Below are 20,837 nucleotides of genomic sequence, written 5' to 3'. Positions count from 1 at the left end.
GAACGGAGCACCATGACCCACGCCCTCAGCGCGCCGCGGCGCCCGGACGACGCGCCGCCCGCGCGGACGAACGTGGTCGTCCCGGTGCTGGCCTTCGGCGGCATCTCGGTGTCGCTGATGCAGACCCTGGTGGTGCCGCTGGTGCCGAGCCTGCCCCGGCTGCTGGGCGCGTCGGCCGCCGACACCGCGTGGGCGATCACCGCGACCCTGCTGGCCGCCGCCGTCGCCACCCCCACCGTCGGGCGCCTCGGCGACATGTTCGGCAAGCGGCGGATGCTGCTGATCAGCCTCGGGATCATGGTGTGCGGCTCGGTGCTGTGCGCGCTGGCGAACGGGCTGGCGCTGATGGTCGCCGGACGGCTGCTGCAGGGCCTCGCCGCGGGCGTCATCCCGCTCGGGATCAGCATCATGCGCGACGAACTGCCCGCGGAACGGCTCGGCGGGGCCACCGCGCTGATGAGCGCCTCCCTCGGCGTCGGCGGTGCGCTGGGCCTGCCCGCCGCCGCGTTCGTCGCGGAGAAGGCCGACTGGCACGCGCTGTTCTGGGCCGCCGGGGCGCTCGGCCTGCTCGCCGCCGTGCTGGTCGCGTTCCTGGTGCCGGAGTCCCGGGTCCGCGGCGGCGGCCGCTTCGACCTGCCGGGCGCGATCGGGCTGTCCATCGCGCTGCTGTGCCTGCTGCTCGCGCTGTCGAAGGGCGCCGACTGGGGCTGGGGCAGCGGGACGACGCTCGGGCTCGTCGCGAGCGGGCTGCTGGTGCTGCTGGTGTGGGGCTGGTGGGAACTGCGCACCGGGCACCCGCTGGTGGACCTGCGCACCACCGCGCGCCGCCAGGTGCTGCTGACCAACCTGGCCTCGGTGGTGTTCGGGTTCGCGATGTTCGCGACCTCGCTGGTGATCCCGCAGCTGCTGCAGCTGCCGGCCGAGACCGGGTACGGGCTCGGGCAGACCATCCTCGCCGCCGGGCTGGTGATGGCGCCGAACGGGCTGGTGATGATGGCGATGTCACCGGTGTCGGCGCGGATCTCCCGGGAACGCGGACCGAAGGTGACGCTGATGGCGGGCGCGCTCGTCGTGGCCGCCGGCTACGGGCTCGGGCTCGTCATGATGTCCGAGATCTGGCAGCTGATGGTCATCTCCTGCGTGATCGCCGCGGGCATCGGGCTCGCCTACGGTGCGATGCCCGCGCTGGTCATGGGCGCGGTCCCGGTGTCCGAGACCGCCGCGGCCAACAGCCTCAACACCCTGATGCGCTCCATCGGCACCTCCGTGTCCAGCGCCGCGGCCGGGGTGATCCTGGCGAACATGACCATCCAGGTCGGCGGCGCCGCGCTGCCCGCGCTCGGCGGGTTCCAGGTGGTGCTGGGCATCGGCGCCGCCGCCTCGCTGGGGGCGTTCGCGATCGCGGCGTTCCTGCCCGGACGCGCCACCGAGTAGTCCTGCCGGAGACCCCGAACGTCCCGAACCACCTGGAGGAAGTGGAATGTCCACCACCGAGGAGTCCCGGCGCGCCGTGCTGGACCCCGCCGTGCTCGGCTTCGACCCCGAGCAGCTGCGGGCGCGCTACCGGGCCGAGCGGGACCGGCGGCTGCGCCCCGACGGATCCGCGCAGTACCGGTCCACGACCGGCGATTTCGGTTACTACGCCGACGATCCCTACGCCGAGGACAGCACCCGGGAACCGCTGCACGAGCACTCCGAGGTGCTCGTCGTCGGCGGCGGGTTCGGCGGGCTCACCGCGGCGGCCCGGCTGGTGGAGCGCGGGTTCACCGACATCCGGGTCGTGGAGAAGGGCGGCGACTTCGGCGGTACCTGGTACTGGAACCGGTATCCGGGCGTGCACTGCGACATCGAGTCCTACATCTACCTGCCGCTGCTGGAGGAGCTCGGATCGTTCCCGGCGTGGAAGTACTCGCCGGGCGAGGAGATCCGCGAGCACGCCCGCGCCGTCGGCCGCCACTACGGGCTCTACGACCGCGCCTGCTTCCAGACCGAGGTCGTCGACAGCGAGTGGGACGACGAGGCCGAGCGCTGGACGGTGCGCACCGACCGCGGGGACGTGCTCACCGCCCGCTACGTGATCGTCTCCAGCGGTCCGTTCAGCAGGCCGAAGCTGCCCGGGCTGCCCGGCATCGAGACCTTCCGCGGACACACCTTCCACACCAGCCGATGGGACTACGACTACACCGGCGGGGACGCGAGCGGCGGGCTGCACCGGCTCGCCGACAAGCGGGTCGCGGTCATCGGCACCGGTGCCACCGCGATCCAGTGCGTGCCGCACCTCGGTCAGGACTCGGCGCACCTGTACGTGTTCCAGCGCACTCCGTCCTCAGTGGACGAACGGGGGAATCGGCCCACCGACCGGGAATGGGCCGCCGCGCTGCCGCCCGGCTGGCAGCGCGAACGGCGGGAGAACTTCCTGACCCTCGTCTCCGGCGGGCACGCCGAGCAGGACCTCGTCGGCGACCGCTGGACCGACAGCGCCGAGACGTTCCGCTCCATCATGCCCAGCGCGCACAACGAGATCCTCGACGCCGACGACGCGCTGCACGCCGAACTCGCCGACTTCGCCAAGATGAACTCGGTGCGCGCCAGGGTCGACGAGATCGTCGAGGACCCGGCCACCGCCGAGGCGCTGAAACCCTGGTACCACCGGCTGTGCAAGCGGCCCACGTTCAGCGACACCTACCTGCCGACGTTCAACCGCCCCAACGTGACCCTGGTCGACACCGGGGGAGCGGGCGTGGAGCGGCTCACCGAGCGCGGCGTGGTCGTGGCCGGCGTCGAGTACGAAGTGGACTGCATCGTGTTCGCCACCGGGTTCGACCTCGGCGCGGGCGCGATGACGACTGCGCGGACGGTGCGCGGGCGCGGCGGGCGCACCCTCGCCGAGCACTGGAGCGGCGGCCTGCGCACGCTGCACGGGTTCACCAGCCACGGCTTCCCGAACCACTTCCGGCTCGGCGCCTCGCAGAACGCGAGCTCGGTGAACTTCGCCCACGTCCTCGACGAGCAGGCCGAGCACGTCGCCGAGCTCATCGCCGCCGCCCGCGACCGCGGGGCCCGCCGCGTCGAGCCGTCGGCCGAGGCCGAAGCCGCGTGGGTCGCCACGATCCGCGAGAAGGAGCGCTACGACCGGGAATTCCTCGCCGAGTGCACCCCGAGCTACTACAACAACGAGGGCGATCCCCGGGCTCGCAGCGAGAGCTACGGTGGCGGTGCCATCGAGTTCTACCGGTTGCTGCGCGACTGGCGGGCCGCGGGTGGCGCGGACGAGGTGCTGGTGGAAGGGGAACGGGCGTGACGCGCAGTGGTGTGCAGCCGGTGCTCGGCGAGCGCTGGAGCGTCGGCAGGGAGAACGAGCCGAACCCGCTGCGCGGCTCCAACGGCATCGCGTTCGGCCCGGACGGGCGGCTGCACGTCGCCCAGTACCTGGCCGGGGGGATCAGCGCGGTCGACGTCGACTCGGGCGAGGTGGAGCCGGTGCTGCCGCTGGGCGGGCCGGTGCGCTCGCCGGACGACCTCGCGTTCGCCGCGGACGGCTCGATGTACGTCACCGACCTGAACCCGGGCCTGGTGTGGCGGCGCTCGCCGGACGGCGGGCTCACCGTGGTGGCGCGGGAGTTGCGCTGCCCGAACGGGATCACCTGCGTCGGGGACCGGGTGTTCGTCAACGAGATGTACCGGGACGGGCGGGTGCTGGAGGTGTTCCCGGACGGGCGCGCACCGGTGGTGCTCACCGGCGGGCTCGCGATGGGCAACGCGATGCAGCTCGGGCCGGACGGCTCGCTGTACTACCCGCACATGATGACCGGCGAGGTGTGGCGGGTCTCCCCGGAGGGCGGGGCGGCGGAGCTGGTCGCCGAGCAGGTGCACGAGCCGGTCGCGGTGCGCTTCGACCGCGGCGGCGCGCTCGTGGTGCTCTCCCGCGGCGTGGCGGGCATCGTCACCCGCTTCGACGGGGACGGCTCGCGCACGATCACCCGCACCGGCATCGCCGGGATGGACAACGCCGCGTTCGACGCGGAGAACCGGATGCTGGTCTCCAGCTACGGCAGCGGCGGGCTGACCAGGATCGATGCCGAGGGGCCGGTGCGCCCGGTGGTGGCGCGCGGGTTCAACGGCCCGTTCGGCGTCGCCGCCGACTCGGACGGCCGCTGGTACGCGGCCGACCACTTCCGGCTCGGCACCGCCACCGATGAGCTGGGAGCGGAGGCCGGCGGGCCGCTGCTGTCGGAGGTGGGCGGGTTCGTGCACGGCATCGCCGCCGAGGACGGGCTGCTGCACATCACCTCGCAGTTCGGCGACGTCCGCACCGCGGGCGAAGGCCGGGTGCGGGTCCGCGCCGCCGGGCTGGACGGGCCCGGCGGGATCGCGGTCGCCGCGGACGGTGCGCTGGTGGTCGCCGAGACCGGTGCGGGCCGGGTGCTGCGCATCGACTCCGCGGACGAGGTGACCGCGCTCGCCGAGGACCTGCACGCACCGGTGGACGTGGCGCTCGACGAGGACGGACGCTGCTTCGCCACCGAACGCGGCGGCCGGGTGCTGCGGATCGACGGTGGTGCGGTGGACGTCCTCGCCGAGGGGCTGGCGGAGCCGCAGGGCATCGCGTGGCTCGGCGGCGAGCTGTTCGTCGTCGAGGTCGGCGCGCGGCGGCTGCTCTCGCTCGACCCGGGCACCGGCGCGCAGCGGATCGAGCGGGCGGACCTGCCGGTCGGCGTCCCGCCGGGAATGCGCGACCCGGAACCCGTTGCGGCGCAGGGGGTTCCCGGCCAGCCGCGCGCGTTCGCCGGGATCGCCGCCACCGCGGACGGCGAGCTGCTGCTGACCGCCGCGGCGGAGGGAACCGTCCTGCGCCTCACCCGCGGCTAGCGGACACCCCCGTCAGGTGCCGAAGACGCGTTCGTCGAGGAACTCGTTGCGGAAGCGGTGCTGCGGGTCCCAGCGCTCGGCGAGCGCGCGGAAGTCGGCGAGCCGCGGGTAGCGCTCGGCGAGCACGTCGGCGCCCATCGCCCACACCTTCCCCCAGTGCGGGCGGGCGTCGAACGGGGCGAGCGCGGCTTCGAGCGCGGGCAGCGCCGCCGCCACCCCGGCCTGGTCGCGGCGCCAGGTGAAGTGGACGGCCAGCGAATCCCGCCGCCACGCCGGGCTGAGCCACAGCTCGTCGGCGGCGACCGAGCGGAGTTCGGCGACCAGCAGCACCGGGGCGAACGCGGGCGCGGCCCGCTGCAACGCCTCGACGGCCGCGGCCGCGTGCCGCGCGTCCACCAGGTACTCGCTCTGGATCTCCGCGCCGCTGCTGGGAGTGCGGCCCGCCCGGAAGTGCGGGAGCCGTTCGTGCGCGGGGCCGGGCGCGGCCTGGGCGGTGACGTTCTCGGTCGGCCCGCCCGCCATCGGGTGCCGCGGCCCGTCGACGAGCGCGCTGCCGAGGCGGGCGAACAGCGCGGCGTCGTGCCCGCCGCGCTCCTTCACCACCACCTGCCGGACGCCGGTGCCGTCGAAGTCGGTGAACAGGCTGACGCTGTACCCGGACGCGAGCAGCGCGTCCAGTTCGGCCCCGACCACCGGCCACGGCAGGCCCGCGTAGACGTGCTGGGTGACGTCGAACGCGGGCTCCACCGCGAGTTCGAGCCGGGTGAGGACGCCGAGCGCGCCCAGCCCGACGACGGCTCCCGGGAAGTCGGGATCGCCGTCGCGCAGCCGCCGGATCTCCCCGTCGGCGGTGAGGAGCTCCAGCGCCCGCACCGCGGAACCGAGCCCGCGGGTGCGGCTGCCGGACCCGTGCGTGCCGGTGGAGATGGCGCCCGCCACCGACAGGTCCAGCAACGACGCCAGGTTCGCCAGGGCGAGCCCGTGCTCGTGCAGCACGCGGGTGAGCTCGGCGTAGTGCACCGGCCCGGAGATCGCGACGGTCCCGGCCGGGTCGACCTCGATCTCGGCGGGCAGTTCCGCCAGCGACAGCTGCACGTCGGGGCTGTCGGCGATGCCGGTGAAGGTGTGCCCGGTGCCGAGCACCCGGACGCGGTCGGCGCCGGTGACGATCTCGGCGAGCTCGTCGAGCGTGCGCGGCCGCGCGAAGCGGGGTGCCCGGTAGGTGACGTTGCCGGACCAGTTGGTGCGGGGCGTGCTCATCCCCGGGCGCCCATCAGGTGTTCGGTGGCGAGCTGCTGCAGCCGCACGAACCCGTAGCCGCGGCCGTCGTAGTGCGCGGCGCTGTCGAAGTCCTCGAACGCGGCCCGGTCGGCGAGCAGCGCGGCGGCCCCTTCGCCGTCGGCGAGCGTCGGCACGGCCAGTTCCGGCACCTTCGCGGTGGCGAGCGCCTCCTGCACCTCGGGGTCGGCGCGGAACGCGGCCGCGCGCTCCGCGAGCAGCAGGTAGTTGGCCATGTTGGCGCGCACCGAGTCCCACACGCCCGCGTCGTCCTCGGTGCGGGCGGGTTTGAAGTCGAAGTGCCGCGGCCCGTCGTAGGCGGGCGTCCCCCCGGGACCGCCGTGCTCCAGCAGGTCCACCAGGGCGAACGCGTTGTGCAGGTCGCCGTGCCCGAACACGAGGTCCTGGTCGTACTTGATGCCGCGCTGCCCGTTGAGGTCCAGGTGGAACAGCTTGCCGTGGTAGAGCGCCTGCGCGACCCCGGCGGCGTAGTTGAGCCCGGCCATCTGCTCGTGCCCGACCTCCGGGTTGACGCCGAACAGCTCGGGGCGCTCCAGCGAGTCGATGAACGCGAGGGCGTGCCCGAGAGTGGGCAGCAGGATGTCGCCGCGCGGCTCGTTCGGCTTCGGTTCGAGGGCGAAGCGCAGGTCGTAGCCGCGTTCGGTGACGTGGTCGGCGAGCAGGTCGGCGGCTTCCCGGTAGCGGGCGAGCGCCTGCTGCACGTCCTTGGCGGCGTCGTGCTCGGCGCCTTCCCGCCCGCCCCACATCACGAAGGTGCGGGCGCCGAGCTCGGCGGCCAGGTCGAGGTTGCGCAGCACCTTGCGCAGCGCGAACCGGCGCACCGCGCGGTCGTTGGAGGTGAACCCGCCGTCCTTGAACACGGGGTGCGAGAACAGGTTGGTGGTGACCATCGGGACGGTGATCCCGGTGTCGGCGAGGGCCTGCTTCAACCGGTCGATCTCGGTGCGCCGCGCCGCGTCGGTGGCGTCGAACGGGAACAGGTCGTCGTCGTGGAAGGTGAGGCCCGCGGCACCGAGCTCGGCGAGCTTCTCGACCGCGTACCGGGTGTCCATCGTGGACCTGGTGGGGCCGCCGAACGGGTCGATCCCGCGGTAGCCGATGGTCCACAGCCCGAAGGAGAACCGGTCGGCCGGGGTGGGGGTGCGGCTCATCTGGGGTCCCTCCCACGAATTTGTTCTTGTGCAGAACATACTAGGGTTCCGGTTGATCGACGGGCAAGATCCAGGTGGGGGAGCGGATGCGCGGCAGCAACTCGGACCGGGTCCGGCGCGCGAACCTCGCGGCCGTGCTCGACCTGGTGCACCGCACCGGGCCGCTGTCCCGCGCCGGCATCACCCGCGCCACCGGGCTGAGCCGTTCCACGGTGGCCGCGCTGGTCGCCGAGCTCACCGGCATGGGCCTCGTCGCCGAGTCCGGTCCGCAGAGCACCGCCCGCGTCGGCAGGCCCTCGCCGGTGGTGCACCCCGACCCCGACTGCGTGGCGATCGCGGTCAACCCGGAGCTGGACGCGATCACCCTCGGCGTCGTCAGCCTCGGCGGAGAGGTCCGCAGCCGCCGCCGCGTCGAGGTCGCCCGCCCCGGCGCGGCGCAGACCGTCGAGGTCGTCGCGGCCGAACTGGGTTCCGCCGAGCTCGCGGGCAAGCGCATCGCGGGCATCGGCGTCGCCGTGCCCGGCCTGGTCCGCGGCGACGGCGTGGTGCGGTGGGCGCCGCACCTGGACTGGCGGGAGGAACCGATCGCCGCCGAGCTCACCCGCGCCACCGGGCACCCCGCGTTCGCCGCCAACGACGCGACCCTCGGCGCGCTCGCCGAGCAGCTGTTCGGCGCGGGCGTCGGCGTGCCGGACCTCGTGTACCTCAACGGCGGGGCCAGCGGCATCGGCGGCGGCATCATCGCCGATGGGCGCCCGCTCGGCGGGATCGGCGGCCACGCGGGCGAATTCGGGCGCAACCGGCCGGCGATCCACGACCCGGACGACCGCGCGGTGCCGGGCGGGACGCTGGAGGACGAGGTGAACCGGGCTCGGCTGCTCGGACTGCTCGGGCTCGGTTCCGCCGACCAGCTCGCGCTGTCCGGTGCGCTGGCCGCCACCACCGATCGGCGGGTGCGCGGCGAACTGGCCCGGCAGGCGCGGGTGCTCGGCGGCGCGGTCGGTGCCGCCGTGAACGTGCTCAACCCGCGGCTGGTGGTGCTCGGCGGTTTCCTCGCCGACGTGCTCGGCGCCGATCCGGCGGGATTCGCCGAGCTGGTCCGCGAGCAGTGCTCCGCGCCCGCCTTCGAGGAGGTGCGCATCGTGCCCGCCGCGCTCGGCGCCGACCTCCTGATGATCGGCGCCGCCCAGCTCGCGCTGCACCGGCTGCTCACCGACCCGGCGGCCACCCGGACCACCGCCGCGCGGGCGGAGTGAACGGCCCGCCCGTCCGATACCGCTGGGCGAACGGTCCGTTCACTCCGGCCGGTCTCAGCCAGGTGGTCGCGGCGCCGGGGTGAGTTCGCCTGCGCCGACGTACTCGCGGGCGAACCGCTCCGCCTCGGGCCCGGTGCCCGCCAGGTGCCGCACGCGGGTGCGGCGGGACGCCAGCTCGGCGACGGGATCGGCGGCGTCCGGGGGCAGGTGCAGCAGCTGCAGCAGCTCTTCGGAGAACGCGAGGGTGTGCTCGGCCTGCACCCGCCGCCGTTCCCCGTACCCGTCGAGCGCGGCCGGGTCGTCGTCGCGGTAGCGCCGCACGAGCGCGTCGGCGAGGTCGGCGGCGTCGGCGATGGCGAGGTTCATGCCCTTGGCGCCGGAGGGGGTCAGCACGTGCGCCGCGTCCCCGGCCAGGAACGCCCGCCCGTGCTGCAGCACGCCCGCGATGCCGCTGCGCATCCGCAGGACGTCGGCCTCCCGGATGCGCACGATGCCGGGCCGCCCGTCGTCCGTGCCCAGCCGCCGGTCCAGCGCGTCGCGCATCCGCGCGGAGTTCCAGCGGGCGAGGTCCTCGTCGGCGGGGACCTGCAAGTACAGGCGTCCGAGCGTGCCCGCGCGCGGCATCATGCCCGCGAAGCCGTCCGCGTGGACGGCGTACCGGATTCCTTCGACGGGCGCGGTGAGGTGCGCGAGCATCGTCAGCCAGTCGTAGGGGTACCGCCGTTGCACGTTGCCGCCGGTGCCGTCCGGGAAGGCGCGGGCGACGACGCTGCGGGCGCCGTCGCACCCGACGACGTAGTCGCTCTCCACCTCGAATCCCGCGCCGCGCAGCCGCGGCCGCCGCCCGGTGAGGTCGACGCCGAGCACCGGACGCTGGAACGAGGGGGTGCGGTCGAGCGCGGCGAGCAGGTCCTGGACCAGCCGCTGCTGCGGGTAGACCCAGTGCCGATCGCCGCCGGAGAGCGCCGCGTAGTCCAGCCGGAACGGTTCGCCGTCGACCACGACGTCGCACCAGCCGTGCCGGGTGGCGCCCGCGAGCAGCCCACCGGCGAGCCCCCACCGCCGCAGGTGCGCGACGACGCGGTGCTCGACGAGCCCGGCGCGCGGCAGGTTCTCGACGTGCTCGCGGGAGTGCTGCTCGTACACCCGCGCGTCGATCCCGGACCGCTGCAGGACGTTCGCGAGCACCAGGCCCGCCGGTCCTGAGCCGACGATCGCGACCTGGGTGTGCTGCACGTCGGTCATCGCACCGCTCCCGGGTTCGCGAGGTCGGCAGGGATGAACTCGGGGCTGAACAGTTCGCTGATGGCCACGGCCGGGATGTCGCGGTGCCAGAGCAGGTAGGTCTTGAACACCGCGGGCGGCCGCCCCGGATCGGGGTGCCAGGCGCGGCGGCCGATGTGCAGCACGGTGCGCCGGAATCCGGTTCCCGCGGCGTGCAGGGCGAGGCCGAGCGGAGCGGCGGCGTCGGTCAGGCAGCGTTCGGCGCCGGGGATGTCGGTGCGCGCCACGACCTGGTTGAGCGCGAGCGCACGCCCGTCGTCGGTGGCCGTCGTCGAGCGCCGCACGAGGATCGCGTCGTCCAGCGGGACGTGCAGCAGCTCGGCGGCGCCGCGCGGGGCGGCGTCCGCGGGAACCCGCTCGTGCTCGGCGCCGAGGATGTGGGTGCGCAGGCCGGTGGCGGATTCGAGCAGGGTGGTGGTGAGCCCGTCGCTGCTGAGCAGCATCCGGGTGATCGGGGAGGCGAATGCCGCGGTGTCGCGTGGATTCACCGCGGTTCGGGGGAGGGCGAAGGGGTTCTCGTGCAGCACGAGCGGCCCGTTGTCGAGAAATGTCATGTGCCTTGAGGGGGATCGTCCCTGGATGCAATGCGGTGAGGGGTGGAATAGGGGTCTCGGGGGCCCGCTTCCGTTCTCGTTCCAGAGGAGTGAATGTGAGCGTCGAGGACCCTAGCATGATCAACTTTGGGGTTTTCATGGCCGTTGATCATGATGTTGACCAGCGGTGATGTCACTTCTGGGTGCGCTGAAGCCGAAATGGTGCATTTGTCTCCGCGCCTCTTCGGGTGTCTTCCCGTTGGCTCGGGCAATCCGGAGTTCGCTTTCAGGGTAGCCGCTTGGACCTCTTGGTCGAGTGGGTTTCTCGCTGTTTCCGGCAAATCCGGACCGGAGACGATGTCATTTCCCGCTCAAGGAAGATTTCTCGGGGTGGGCGATCTTGCAGATGCGATCTCCGTGGAGTCCGGGACCTTCTCTCCGCTCAGCGGGGAGGGCGGGAGACAGGTCAGTGCTCGCTGTACTGTTCAGCGAGTGCTGACGAGTGAGGCGAGAGAAGCGGCGCTCGCCCGGGTGGGGAAGGCGCTCGCCGACCCGACCCGGTGCCGGTTGCTGGTGGCGCTGCTGGACGGCCCCGGTTACCCGGGCAGGCTGGCGGCCGAGCTGGGGCTGTCCCGGTCGAACGTGTCCAACCACCTGGGGTGCCTGCGCGGCTGCGGCCTGGTGGTGGCGTCCCTGGAGGGGCGGCAGACGCGCTACGAGCTGGCCGATCCGCACCTGGCCGCCGCGCTCGCCGAACTGGTGCAGGTCGTGCTCGCGGCGGAGCGGTCGCAACCGTGCCTGAACGACGCGCCGGAGGCGGTGCGCGATGAGTGCTGAGGCGGAGTGCTGCGCGGGCTGCTCGGCGACCGCGGCACCCCCGGCCCCGGCGCGGCGGTCCCTGCTGCAGCGGCGGATCCGCCGGCTGGTCGCCGCGACGATCACCTACAACGTGGTCGAAGCGGTCGTCGCGATCACCGCGGGGTCCCGGGCGTCCTCGGTGGCGCTGATCGGGTTCGGCCTGGACTCGGCCATCGAGGTCACGTCGGCGGCCGCCGTCGCCTGGCAGTTCAGCGCGCGCGACCCGGAGGCGCGGGAGCGGGTGGCGCTGCGCGTCATCGCCGCGTCGTTCTTCGCGCTGGCCGGCTACGTCTCGGTGGAGGCGGTGCGCGGGCTGCTCGGCGGGGTGGCGGCGGAGCACTCCGCGGTCGGGCTGGTGCTGGCGGCGGTGAGCCTCGTGCTGATGCCGGGGCTGTCGTACGCGCAGCGCAGGGCCGGGCGCGAGCTGGGCTCGGCGACCGCGGTGGCCGACTCGAAGCAAACCCTGCTGTGCACCTACCTGTCCGCCGTGCTGCTGGCCGGGTTGCTGCTCAACGCGCTGTTCGGCTGGTACTGGGCGGACCCGCTGGCCGCGCTGGTGATCGCGGCCGTGGCGGTGCAGGAGGGGCGGCAGGCCTGGCGGGGCGAGCACTGCTGCTGAACCGCCGCGCGGACCGGTCCGGTTCCGGTGCAGGCCGGACCGGCGGAGCGGATCGGGCGCTCGTCGTCCCGTCGGGTACCGGACGGCACCGCATCGGATCGGATGACGCCGTCGCGGAGCGGGTGGTGAACGGACCGTTGGTCCCGTCCGCTCGGGCGAACGGTCCGTTCACCGGGGCCGAGTGCGAGACCGCTGCGTTGGGTGCCCGCGTTCGCCGGGAGGTGAACCGGGCGGTGGCTGGAATAGATCGGCCGGGCGGTCCGTTCACCCGAGGACGTGGCGGACACGTCGGGTGATCGGAATGGGGGAGCGGCACGACGCCGATTTCCCGGTGGGGCGCGAGCGGGCGGCTGAAGACGACTGCGCGTGCGCACCGGTGCAGCGGACGTCACCGAAGAATTCAGCGGCATCACCCGAACGGGCCCTCTAGACTGGGGCGGCTGGGCGTCCGCGGTGCTGCCGGGGCGCGCGGCCCGTGCGCGGGGGCGCACGACCTGGGGGAAGTGCCGAGGCCACCGGTTCGCGGGGGCGTTTCGGCGGCATCGCGACACCTGATCCTTCGAGCCCGCTCCGACGGCGCACCGCCGCGGGGCGGCGCCCGGCTCCGCCGCGCGGGTGGACCGACCGAGTTCTGCGAGAGGTAACGAGAACCATGACCGACTCCACGAGGACCGTGGACGCGGGGACCGAGCGCGAAGCGGCACCGCCGCGGGCGAACGTGCTGCTGAGCGTGCTCGTCGTCTCCGCGTTCGTGATGATCCTCAACGAGACGATCCTGAGCGTCGCGCTGCGCGACCTTACCGTCGACCTCGGTGTCTCCACCACGACGGTGCAGTGGCTGACGAGCGGCTTCCTGCTGACGATGGCGGTGGTCATCCCGATCACCGGGTTCCTGCTGGAGCGGTTCACGCCGCGCCAGATCTTCCTGGCCTCGCTGACGATGTTCAGCATCGGCACCCTGCTCAGCGCGCTGGCGCCCGGTTTCGCGGTGCTGCTGGTGGGCCGCGTGGTGCAGGCCTGCGGTACCGCGGTGATGATGCCGCTGCTGATGACCTCGGTGATGCGGCTGGTGCCCATCGCCAAGCGCGGCGCCACCATGGGCACGATCACCATCGTGATCGCGGTCGCCCCGGCGGTGGGTCCGACGATCGGTGGCGCGGTGCTGTCGTCGCTGGGCTGGCGCTGGATGTTCGGCCTGGTGCTGCCGCTGTCCCTGGTGGCGCTGGGGATCGGTGCGGTCTGGATGCGGCTGGACAGCGAGACCCGGCGGGTGCCGCTGGACGTGCTGTCGGTGGTGCTGTCCGCGGCCGGTTTCGGCGGGCTGCTCTACGGGTTGTCCTCTGTCGGCGAGGCCGGTGGCGGGGGCAACGCGGTGGCGCTGTGGCTGCCGCTGGTCGTGGGCGTGCTGTCGCTGACCGCGTTCGTGCTGCGCCAGCTGCGGTTGCAGCGCGAGGACCGGGCGCTGCTGGACCTGCGCCCGTTCGGGCTTCGTTCGTTCGTGGTGGCGCTGGTGCTGACGGCGCTGCTGTTCATGTGCCTGCTGGGCGCGGGCGCGATCATGCTGCCGCTGTACCTGCAGACCGTGCTGGGCGAGTCGACGTTCGTCAGCGGGCTGGCGGTGCTGCCCGGCGGCCTGGTGCTGGGGCTGCTCGGCCGACCGGTGGGCCGGTTGTTCGACCGGTTCGGCGCGCGGCGCCTGGTGATCCCGGGCGCGGGCGCGATGGCGGTGGCGTTGTGGCTGTTCGCCTCGCTGGACGGCCAGTCCTCGCTGGGCGAGGTGATCGCGATCCACGTGGTGATGATGATCGGGCTGGGCCTGATGATGACGCCGCTGATGACCGAGTCGCTGAGCGCGCTGCCGGACCACCTGCACTCGCACGGCAGCGCGATCCTCGCGACGTTGCAGCAGGTCGCGGGCGCGTTCGGCACGGCGGTGTTCGTGACCGTCGCGTCCGTGGGCAGCGCGGCCCCGTCCGGTGCGCCGGACGCCGCCGGGCTGCGGACCGCGTTCGTGGTGGCCGGGGTGATCGGCGTGCTCGCGTTCGGCACCTCGCTGTTCGTGCGGTCGAGCGCCCGGAGCACCGACGAGTCCGATCCGGCGTCCGCCGGTGCGGAACCGGTGCGCGCGGGCCACTGACCCGCTGGTGAACTCGGCGCGATCACTCCGGTGGTCGCGCCGAGTCGCGTTTCCGGCCCCCGCGGCAGGGCGCGCCGGTGTTCGGGGGCTGCGGCGCGCCCTGCCCGCCTCCCACTCGCGGGGTCGCGGCGGCGGGAGGCGTCCCGGTCCCGGTGCGCGGGGGAGGGCGTGGGGCGCACCGGCCGGGAGGTTCACGGGCGAGGGGCGATCTCCTCGTCGAGCAGGTGCGCGGGTGCGCGCGCCGGATCGTCGGCGCAGGCGACCAGCGCCGGTCCGGTCACCCAGATCTCCAGTCCGCTGTCGCAGACGACCTCGCGCACCGTGCTGCCCGCCACGGCACCGGATGCCCGCGCCAAGGCGTCCGCTTTTCCTTCGAACACCCGATCGGGCGTTTTCCGCTGCGACAAAGCCGTTCCTCCGAATAGACGCGGGTGCGGTGCGACAGAATCGGATTCACGCCATTCCGGCGTCCCCGCGATCCCGTCCCGCACAACGGTGGCCGGTTGCGCACCGGGACCACCAGAGCGCCGATCGCGTGATCGTGGAGAACAGCGACGACAGGTAGGTGTTGCATGGTCGCCACCGCAGGTACGCCCCGGGCCAGAGCCCTTTCCGCCGCGCTGCGCGATGCGCGGGAAACGCGCGGAGTGGGCCTCCGGGTGTTAGCGCGGCAACTCGAGATCTCGCACACCCAGATCTCGCACTGGGAGACCGGGCACCGGGTCCCCGGCGTCGAGGTGGTCGCGATGATCCTCGCGGCGCTGCGGGTGCCGCCGGGGGAGCGGGAACGCATCCTCGACCTCGCGCGCAACCTCAGCGAGCCGAGCTGGCTGACCGTCGGGATCTCCGGCATCCCGCAGCAGCTGGCAGGCGCGATCGAGTGCGAACGGGCGGCTTCGGGGATCGTGGAGTGGTCGCCGATGGTCGTGCCGGGCCTGCTGCAAATCCGGGACTACAGCAGGGCGATCCTGGAGAAGGTCGATCTGCCCGCGACGGACTTCGACACCCGCGTGCTGGTGCGTGCCGGTCGCGGCGACGTGCTGCTGCGGCAGGATCCGCCGCGATTCGAGGCGTTGATCAGCGAGGCGGTGGTGCATGAGCCCGTCGGTTCCGCACACGTCATGCAGGCGCAGCTCGCTCACCTCGTGACGATGGCCGCGAAGCCGAACGTCACCATCCGTGTCGTGCCGCTGCGGGTCGGCTGGCACCCCGGCTGGTCGGGTCCGTTCGTGGTCTACGAGTTCCCCGCCGCCCCAGCCGTCGTCCATTTCGAGCACTACAGTTCCGGCGCGTTCGTGCCGGTCGAACACGACGTCAAGGAATACGGCACCGCCTCGCAGCGCATTCGCGACGTGGCCCTCGGTGCGGTCGACTCGCTAGACTATCTCGCGAAGGCTCTCCGGGAATGGGAGGTACGTCCGTGAGTGGAATCGTGTGGCGGAAGTCGAGTCGTTCCAATCCGAACGGGAATTGTGTCGAGTTGTCGAATCCGCGGGGGTTGGTCCGGGATTCGAAGGATCCGCGCGGTCCGGTGCTTCGGGTGGACGTGGCGGGTTTCGTCGCGTCGGTGAAGCGCGGCCGCTTCGACCCGAGCTGACGAGCCCGGCCGGTGCCGTTGAGCCGTGGTGCGACCGACCGGGCCGTACCGGTGCCCCGCAGCCGGGCCGGGACGCCCGTGCGCGACTCCGCTTCGAGGGTGCCGCCGCGGCACGGTGTTCACTGATCTCCTGATCGCGAGCGGAGGAGTGGGCACCGATGGAACCGCACCGTCCGGCGTGGCGGCCGATCGCGCTCATCGCCGGGGTCGTCGCCCTCGCGCATCTGGGCGTGGCGGCCGTGCCGCGCCGCTGGTTCGACGAGGACCTGGTGGTCGCGATCGGCCGCCACCACCTGGACTGGGGCGCGGTGGACCAGCCGCCGCTCACCCCGCTGCTGGCGCGGCTCGCCGACGCGATCGCCCCGGGCGACCCGGTGGTGCTCGCGGTTCCGGCGGTGCTGGCCACCGCGGCCGCGGTCGTGCTGACCGCGCTGATGGCCCGGGAGGTCGGCGGGGACGCGCGGGCCCAGGTGCTCGCCGCGCTCGGGTCGGCGACCTGCGTGGCCGCCGCCCAGTTCGGGCACTGGCTGACGCCGTACTCGCTGGAACCCGCGCTGTGGGCGGTGCTGTTCCTGCTGCTGCTGCGGTGGATCCGCACCCGGGACGACCGGCTGCTGCTCCTGCTCGGCGTCGCCGCCGGGATCACCGCGCAAACCAGGCTCCAGGTGCTGGCGCTGGGCGTCGCGGTGCTCGTCGCGGTCGCCGTGGCCGGGCCGCGCGACCTGCTGCGCCGACCCGCGACCTGGGCGGGCGTCGCGCTCGCGCTGCTGATCACCGCGCCGACGCTGGCCTGGCAGGCCGCCCACGGCTGGCCGCAGGCCGCGATGGGCGCGGTGGTGGCGGCCGAGAACCAGCTGATCTACGGCGGACGGGTGCTGGTGGTGTTGCACGGGCTCGCGGTGATCGGGCCGCTGGCGCTCGGGCTCGCGGGCTGCGGGCTGGTGGCGCTGGTGCGGGACCGGCGGTGGCGGGAGCACCGGTTCCTCGCGGTGGTGTTCGCGGTGCTGTTCACCGCGTTCGCGCTCGCCGCGGGACGGCACTACTACCCGTTGCCGCTCTACAGCGCCGTCGTCGCGATCGGCGCGGTCGCGTTGCAGCACCGCCGGGAGTCGGGTCGGCGGCGGGCCGCGTGGCCGGTCGTGCTGCTCAGCGCGGTGCTCGCCGCCGGAGCGCTCGGGTTCACCTCGGTCATGGCCGCGCCGAGGTTCGCGGACGCGCTGGTCGCGGCGACCGCTCGCGCCTACCGGGACGTCCCGGCCGCCGAGCGTGACCGCACCGCGCTCGGCGCCGGACCCTACGTGTACGCGACCTACCTGGACACCGCGGCGCCCGAGCTCGGCCTGCCGCCCGTGGTGAGCACGAACCGCGCCTACGGCTGGTTCGCGCCGCCGCCGGGACGGCAGGACCGGATGCTGTTCGTCGGAGACCCCGGCCGGTTGCGCGACCGGTTCGCCGCGGCGCGCCGGGTGGCGGTGGTGGACGCGCCGACCCCGCTGGGCACCTACGGCGGGATGGTTCCGGAGAGCACCGAGATCTGGCTGCTCACCGGCCGCACCGCCCCCTGGTCCGAGATCTGGCCGGAGCTGCGGAACCTCACCCTCGACCCGCCCTGACCGCCTGCCTCGCGACTTCTGCTTCGGAGCGCTCGGATGCCGGAACCGCTGAGAACCCGCCGGTGGTCGCGCTGGATAGGGGATCGGCGGCTCAGCGGCCCCGCCGCTGACAGGGAACAGGCGAAGAACCATCGGGCCGGTTCGAGGACGGGCAGTGATCCCGGCCGCCCGGACGCGCTCGCGCTGGTGCCGACCCGCCGCGACCTCGCGGGCCGCGCGGATGCCCGAACCGTCGCTCGACGCGGTGCCGTCCCACACGGTTCCCGCCGCCCGATTCCGCGGACCGGCAAGCGGATGAGCATCGGGACGGCCAGATGCAGAGTCAGTCCTAAGTGGACTCAAGGAGATTTCTCATCGGCCGGACCACCCCGACCCGGCCCGCTCCGCCCGATGGCGATGCGGACCGGGTTCGGAATCGCACCCGACCCCGAGAACCGGACCGGGATCGGTGCCGGCCGGCCGCCGACTAGCGCGGCCCCGGCGCCACGTCCGAGCGGGTGTTGGAGTCCGGAACGTCACCGGGCAGCACCACCGGGTTCGGCGTCGGGCCGGGGCTCCACAGGCCCCAGTGGTCCTCCTCGTGCGTGTGCGCGGCCGCCGACGCGGGCAGCGCGTCCGGCTCGTACGGGTGCACCGCGTACAGCGAACCCCAGTCGTTGCCCAGGTCGTTGCGCAGGTACGTCGGCAGCTCCGTCATGCTCGTCGCCACGTTCAGGTAGCCGAACGGGCCGCCCGCGTCCGGCGCCGACCAGCCCTGCCCGGTGCCGCGCACGTCCCCGCCACCGGAGACGCGGAACTCCGGCAGCTCGGCGATGCCGTGGTGGATCGAGGTCATGCGCAGGCACGGGTGCACCATGGCCGCAGGCCACTCCACGAACGCCGGGGCGTCGCCCACCACGTCCGTCATCCGGGTCAGCCGCGGCGCGCGGGGAGCGCTGACCGCCAGCCAGCCCTCCTCGCCGAGCGCGCGGTCCTCGGCGACGACCCGCACCCGGGTCGCCTCGGCCGGGGCCGCGACGCGGTGGTCGCGCCAGCGCTGCTCGTCGTCCTGGCCGATCGGGTCGCGGCGCAGGATCTCGAAGCCCTCCGGGGTGTCCCGGCCGAACTCCACGGACAGCGCGTTCGCGCCTGAGGTGCGTCCGGCAGAGCTCACCACGATCGGCACCTCGCCGCTGGTGGCGCGCTCCGGCAGGTCGTACCAGGCGGTGCGCAGCTTCCCGGTGCTGGTGGGGGAGCCGTAGCTGCCCCAGACCGGGGCCTGGTCGCTGCCGAAGCGGTACGGCGGCGTCCACATGGGCTGCCCGGTGTCGATGTTCCGGGTGCCCGGCAGCCCGCCCCGGACGAATCCGGCCTCGCTGCCGCGCAGGTACTCGTCCGGTGTCTCGTCCTCGTCGGTCTTCCCGTCCGGGACCGCGCGCCCCGGCTGCGGCGCGGGCGCGAGGATGCCGGACGCGGGATCGGTCTCGGCGTACACCGAGTCCGACAACCCGCAGCTCGCCCCGGCCAGCTGGCGCACGTTGTCGGTCGCCAGGTTGTAGGTGTCCCAGCGCTCCGGGATCACCTTCGCCAGCGACGCCAGCTCGGCGAGCATCAGCAGCGCGCACACGATCGACAGCGGCGCCGTGCCCAGCCGCAACGCCCGCGACCGGTCCTCGGTGCGGGCGGGCGGGTTCCGGTCGTCCAGCTTGAGGTGCTCGCGCAGCGCCACGCCCAGCGCGATCGCCGCGATGATCAGGAACCCGGTGCTGAACTCCCAGCCCTTGATCGACGGCGGCTTGTCGAACCACGGCACGCCCCACCCGGAGGCGTACCACCAGGCGTTGGTGCCGGTGAAGGTGAACGCCAGCACCACCATCAGCCCGCCGAAGAACACCGCGCGGTTCCGCTTCGACCGCAACACCGTGCTGCTCGTCGCCAGCGCCGTCAGCGCGGCCACCGCGCCGCCGACCGCGGCGAGGATGCCGAAGTGGTGGGTGTGCTTGGTCGGCGTCAGCGCCAGTGCCACGAAGTACAGCCCGGCGACCGTGAGCAGCCGCCGGCTCGGCCCCAGCGCGGCACCGCGGATGCGGCCGCGGCGCAGCAGCACCACCGCGCACATCGCCAGGCACAGGATCAGCAGCAGCACCGGGAACCGGCGGGTCAGCGACCCGTCCGGGGACTGGCTGAACAGCAGCTCGTAGCGGCTCAACTCCTGGTACCAGGCCTGCGACGGCCCGATCTCGGAACGCACCGCGGTGGCCTCGGCGACCGTCTTCAACGACTGGTCCCCGAACGAGGCGACCAGCACCACCAGTCCCGCGGCCGCGATCGGGCTCAGCACCGCGGCCCAGCCGAACCGCTCCGCGCGGTCCCGCACCAGGTGCAGCAGCGGCTTCGCGGCCGCCAGGAACGGCAGCACCGCGACCATGCCGTGCGGGTTCACCGCCACTGAGAACGCCGCCACGATCAGCCCCACGGCGGCGGGCGCCAACCGGCGGGTCGCCACCGCGTACTCCACCGCGCACAGCGCCAGCAGCGCCAGCACCACCACGACCGGTTCCGGGCGCAGCCCGTTGTCGTAGGGCAGCCAGCAGGCGAGGAACACCGCGGCCGCCGCCCACCCGGCCGCGCGGCTGCGGCGGACCCGCTGGCCCAGCCGCGGCAGCACGAACCGGCTGATCAGCGCCCAGCTCAGCAGGCCCATCAGCAGCGCGGGCACCCGCAGCCACGGCGTCGCCGTGGACACCGACACCCACGCCGATTGCAGCTCCACGAACCAGCCCATCGGCGCGACCGGACCGGAGAACCACCGGTAGAAGTCGTTGACGTACCCCAGATCACCGCTGACCCGGGCCATCGTCAGGAAGTAGCCGTCGTCCGAGGTCATCGCCCCGATCAACCACCACGCCAGCAGCGCGGCCGCCACCGCCGCGTCCCGCCCGGTCGGCTTCCACCGGCTCCGGCCGAGCCGCACCGGCTTGCGCCCGGCGAGCCCGTCGATCCGGTGCAGCGCGACCAGCGCCCCGGCACAACCGAGCACCGCGACCACCATCGCCGCGACCTTCAACGGCGTCGGGTGGCTGTCGTAGCGGTCGTCCACCTGCGCGGAGAACGACAGCCCGCGCACATCGTCGACCGCACCGTCCACATCGGAGTAGATGCCGGTCAGCTGCGGCCGGGCGTCCCCGCGCACGTGCGCGAAGGATTCGTCGCCGACCTCCGCGTCGGTGCCGTGGCCGTCGGCGTGCACCCGGACCGTGCAGTCCCCGGCGGGCAGCGGCGCGGTGCCGAGCTGTTGGCCCTGCGAGATCAGCCGCAACTGCCCGTCGTGCACGTCCAGCCGCAGACCGGTCAGGTCGCCGTACTCCGCCTTCGGCGGATTCGTGCTCAGCAGCACCGCCGGGTCCGGGCTGCGCTCGTCGAGGCCGCGCGCCGTCGCGCACGGCACCTCCAGGTCCAGCCGGATCGGCTCGTACGCCGACAGCGGCGCCGACACCGCCTGGGTGCCCTGCGGGGTCGGCCAGCGCAGCTCGGTGATCTCGAACCGGACGGGCAGGAACGGCAGCAGCACCGCCGCGACCGCACCGATCAGGCCGCAGACCACCGCGATCCACCGCAGTGGTCGTTCCCGTGTGGACACCG

General features: G+C 73.6%; 16 protein-coding genes. 10 read left to right on the top strand and 6 right to left on the bottom strand.

Annotated features, from left to right (window positions below):
* Nucleotides 1-12: 12 nt before the first annotated feature.
* The 3 genes from AC29IT_RS03665 to AC29IT_RS03655 are packed head-to-tail and all read left to right on the top strand — an operon-like array spanning nt 13 to nt 4,869.
* Entirely contained in the window at nt 13-1,434 is a 1,422-nt protein-coding gene (locus AC29IT_RS03665) for an MFS transporter (protein ID WP_488217809.1), read from the top strand.
* A gap of 46 nt (nt 1,435-1,480) precedes the next feature.
* Nucleotides 1,481-3,301: a flavin-containing monooxygenase gene (locus AC29IT_RS03660; protein WP_488217808.1), complete on the top strand. Its 1,821-nt coding sequence runs from the start codon at nt 1,481-1,483 to the stop codon at nt 3,299-3,301.
* Complete coding sequence (locus AC29IT_RS03655) at nt 3,298-4,869, top strand: hypothetical protein (protein WP_488217807.1); 1,572 nt, start codon at nt 3,298-3,300, stop codon at nt 4,867-4,869. The genes AC29IT_RS03660 and AC29IT_RS03655 overlap by 4 nt, the downstream gene beginning before the upstream one ends.
* Before the next feature lie 12 nt (nt 4,870-4,881).
* On the opposite strand, the gene AC29IT_RS03650 is transcribed toward AC29IT_RS03655, so the two are convergent.
* Nucleotides 4,882-6,129 (bottom strand): FAD-binding protein, encoded by a 1,248-nt coding sequence (locus tag AC29IT_RS03650; protein ID WP_488217806.1) that lies wholly within the window; start codon nt 6,127-6,129, stop codon nt 4,882-4,884.
* Nucleotides 6,126-7,319, bottom strand: a complete 1,194-nt coding sequence (gene xylA / locus AC29IT_RS03645; protein WP_358442480.1) for a xylose isomerase — start codon at nt 7,317-7,319, stop codon at nt 6,126-6,128. The genes AC29IT_RS03650 and xylA overlap by 4 nt, the downstream gene beginning before the upstream one ends.
* Nucleotides 7,320-7,405: 86 nt before the next feature.
* Between xylA and AC29IT_RS03640 the strand changes: the two genes are divergently transcribed.
* Nucleotides 7,406-8,575 carry an ROK family transcriptional regulator gene (locus tag AC29IT_RS03640; RefSeq protein WP_488217805.1) on the top strand — a complete coding sequence of 390 codons (1,170 nt, stop codon included), beginning with the start codon at nt 7,406-7,408 and terminating at the stop codon, nt 8,573-8,575.
* A 54-nt stretch (nt 8,576-8,629) separates the two neighbouring features.
* Here the strand turns inward: AC29IT_RS03640 and AC29IT_RS03635 are convergent, their stop codons facing one another.
* Nucleotides 8,630-9,820, bottom strand: a complete 1,191-nt coding sequence (locus AC29IT_RS03635; protein WP_488217804.1) for an FAD-dependent monooxygenase — start codon at nt 9,818-9,820, stop codon at nt 8,630-8,632.
* Nucleotides 9,817-10,413 carry a hypothetical protein gene (locus AC29IT_RS03630; protein ID WP_358442489.1) on the bottom strand — a complete coding sequence of 199 codons (597 nt, stop codon included), beginning with the start codon at nt 10,411-10,413 and terminating at the stop codon, nt 9,817-9,819. Before AC29IT_RS03630 ends, AC29IT_RS03635 begins: the two co-directional genes overlap by 4 nt.
* A 471-nt stretch (nt 10,414-10,884) precedes the next feature.
* Between AC29IT_RS03630 and cmtR the strand changes: the two genes are divergently transcribed.
* From cmtR to AC29IT_RS03615, 3 genes are all read left to right on the top strand, one after another.
* Nucleotides 10,885-11,229: a Cd(II)/Pb(II)-sensing metalloregulatory transcriptional regulator CmtR gene (gene cmtR / locus AC29IT_RS03625; RefSeq protein WP_488217803.1), complete on the top strand. Its 345-nt coding sequence runs from the start codon at nt 10,885-10,887 to the stop codon at nt 11,227-11,229.
* The gene (locus AC29IT_RS03620; protein ID WP_488217802.1) at nt 11,219-11,869 is read left to right on the top strand and encodes a cation efflux transmembrane domain-containing protein; all 651 of its coding nucleotides are present in this window, start codon (nt 11,219-11,221) and stop codon (nt 11,867-11,869) included. Before cmtR ends, AC29IT_RS03620 begins: the two co-directional genes overlap by 11 nt.
* Before the next feature lie 652 nt (nt 11,870-12,521).
* Nucleotides 12,522-14,006: an MDR family MFS transporter gene (locus AC29IT_RS03615; protein ID WP_488217801.1), complete on the top strand. Its 1,485-nt coding sequence runs from the start codon at nt 12,522-12,524 to the stop codon at nt 14,004-14,006.
* Nucleotides 14,007-14,197: 191 nt separating this feature from the next.
* On the opposite strand, the gene AC29IT_RS03610 is transcribed toward AC29IT_RS03615, so the two are convergent.
* A complete protein-coding gene (locus tag AC29IT_RS03610) occupies nt 14,198-14,413 on the bottom strand; it encodes a hypothetical protein (protein WP_488217800.1) in 216 nt (71 codons plus the stop codon).
* 165 nt (nt 14,414-14,578) lie between these two features.
* Between AC29IT_RS03610 and AC29IT_RS03605 the strand changes: the two genes are divergently transcribed.
* The 3 genes from AC29IT_RS03605 (at nt 14,579) to AC29IT_RS03595 (ending at nt 17,216) form a co-directional block, all read left to right on the top strand.
* Nucleotides 14,579-15,430, top strand: coding sequence for a helix-turn-helix domain-containing protein (locus AC29IT_RS03605; protein ID WP_488217799.1), 852 nt, complete (start codon nt 14,579-14,581; stop codon nt 15,428-15,430).
* Nucleotides 15,412-15,603 carry a DUF397 domain-containing protein gene (locus tag AC29IT_RS03600; RefSeq protein ID WP_488217798.1) on the top strand — a complete coding sequence of 64 codons (192 nt, stop codon included), beginning with the start codon at nt 15,412-15,414 and terminating at the stop codon, nt 15,601-15,603. The genes AC29IT_RS03605 and AC29IT_RS03600 overlap by 19 nt, the downstream gene beginning before the upstream one ends.
* Nucleotides 15,604-15,761: 158 nt before the next feature.
* On the top strand, nt 15,762-17,216 hold the full coding sequence (locus AC29IT_RS03595; RefSeq protein WP_488217797.1) for a glycosyltransferase family 39 protein: 1,455 nt from the start codon (nt 15,762-15,764) through the stop codon (nt 17,214-17,216).
* 466 nt (nt 17,217-17,682) lie between these two features.
* Here AC29IT_RS03595 and AC29IT_RS03590 read toward each other — a convergent pair whose 3' ends face one another.
* On the bottom strand, nt 17,683-20,835 hold the full coding sequence (locus AC29IT_RS03590; protein WP_488217796.1) for an arabinosyltransferase domain-containing protein: 3,153 nt from the start codon (nt 20,833-20,835) through the stop codon (nt 17,683-17,685).
* Nucleotides 20,836-20,837: the final 2 nt, after the last annotated feature.

The sequence above is a fragment of the Saccharopolyspora sp. MMCC62 genome (genome assembly GCF_057736575.1).
Note: the sequence above shows the minus strand (reverse complement) of the source record. Positions and strands in the feature narration are given on the sequence as shown.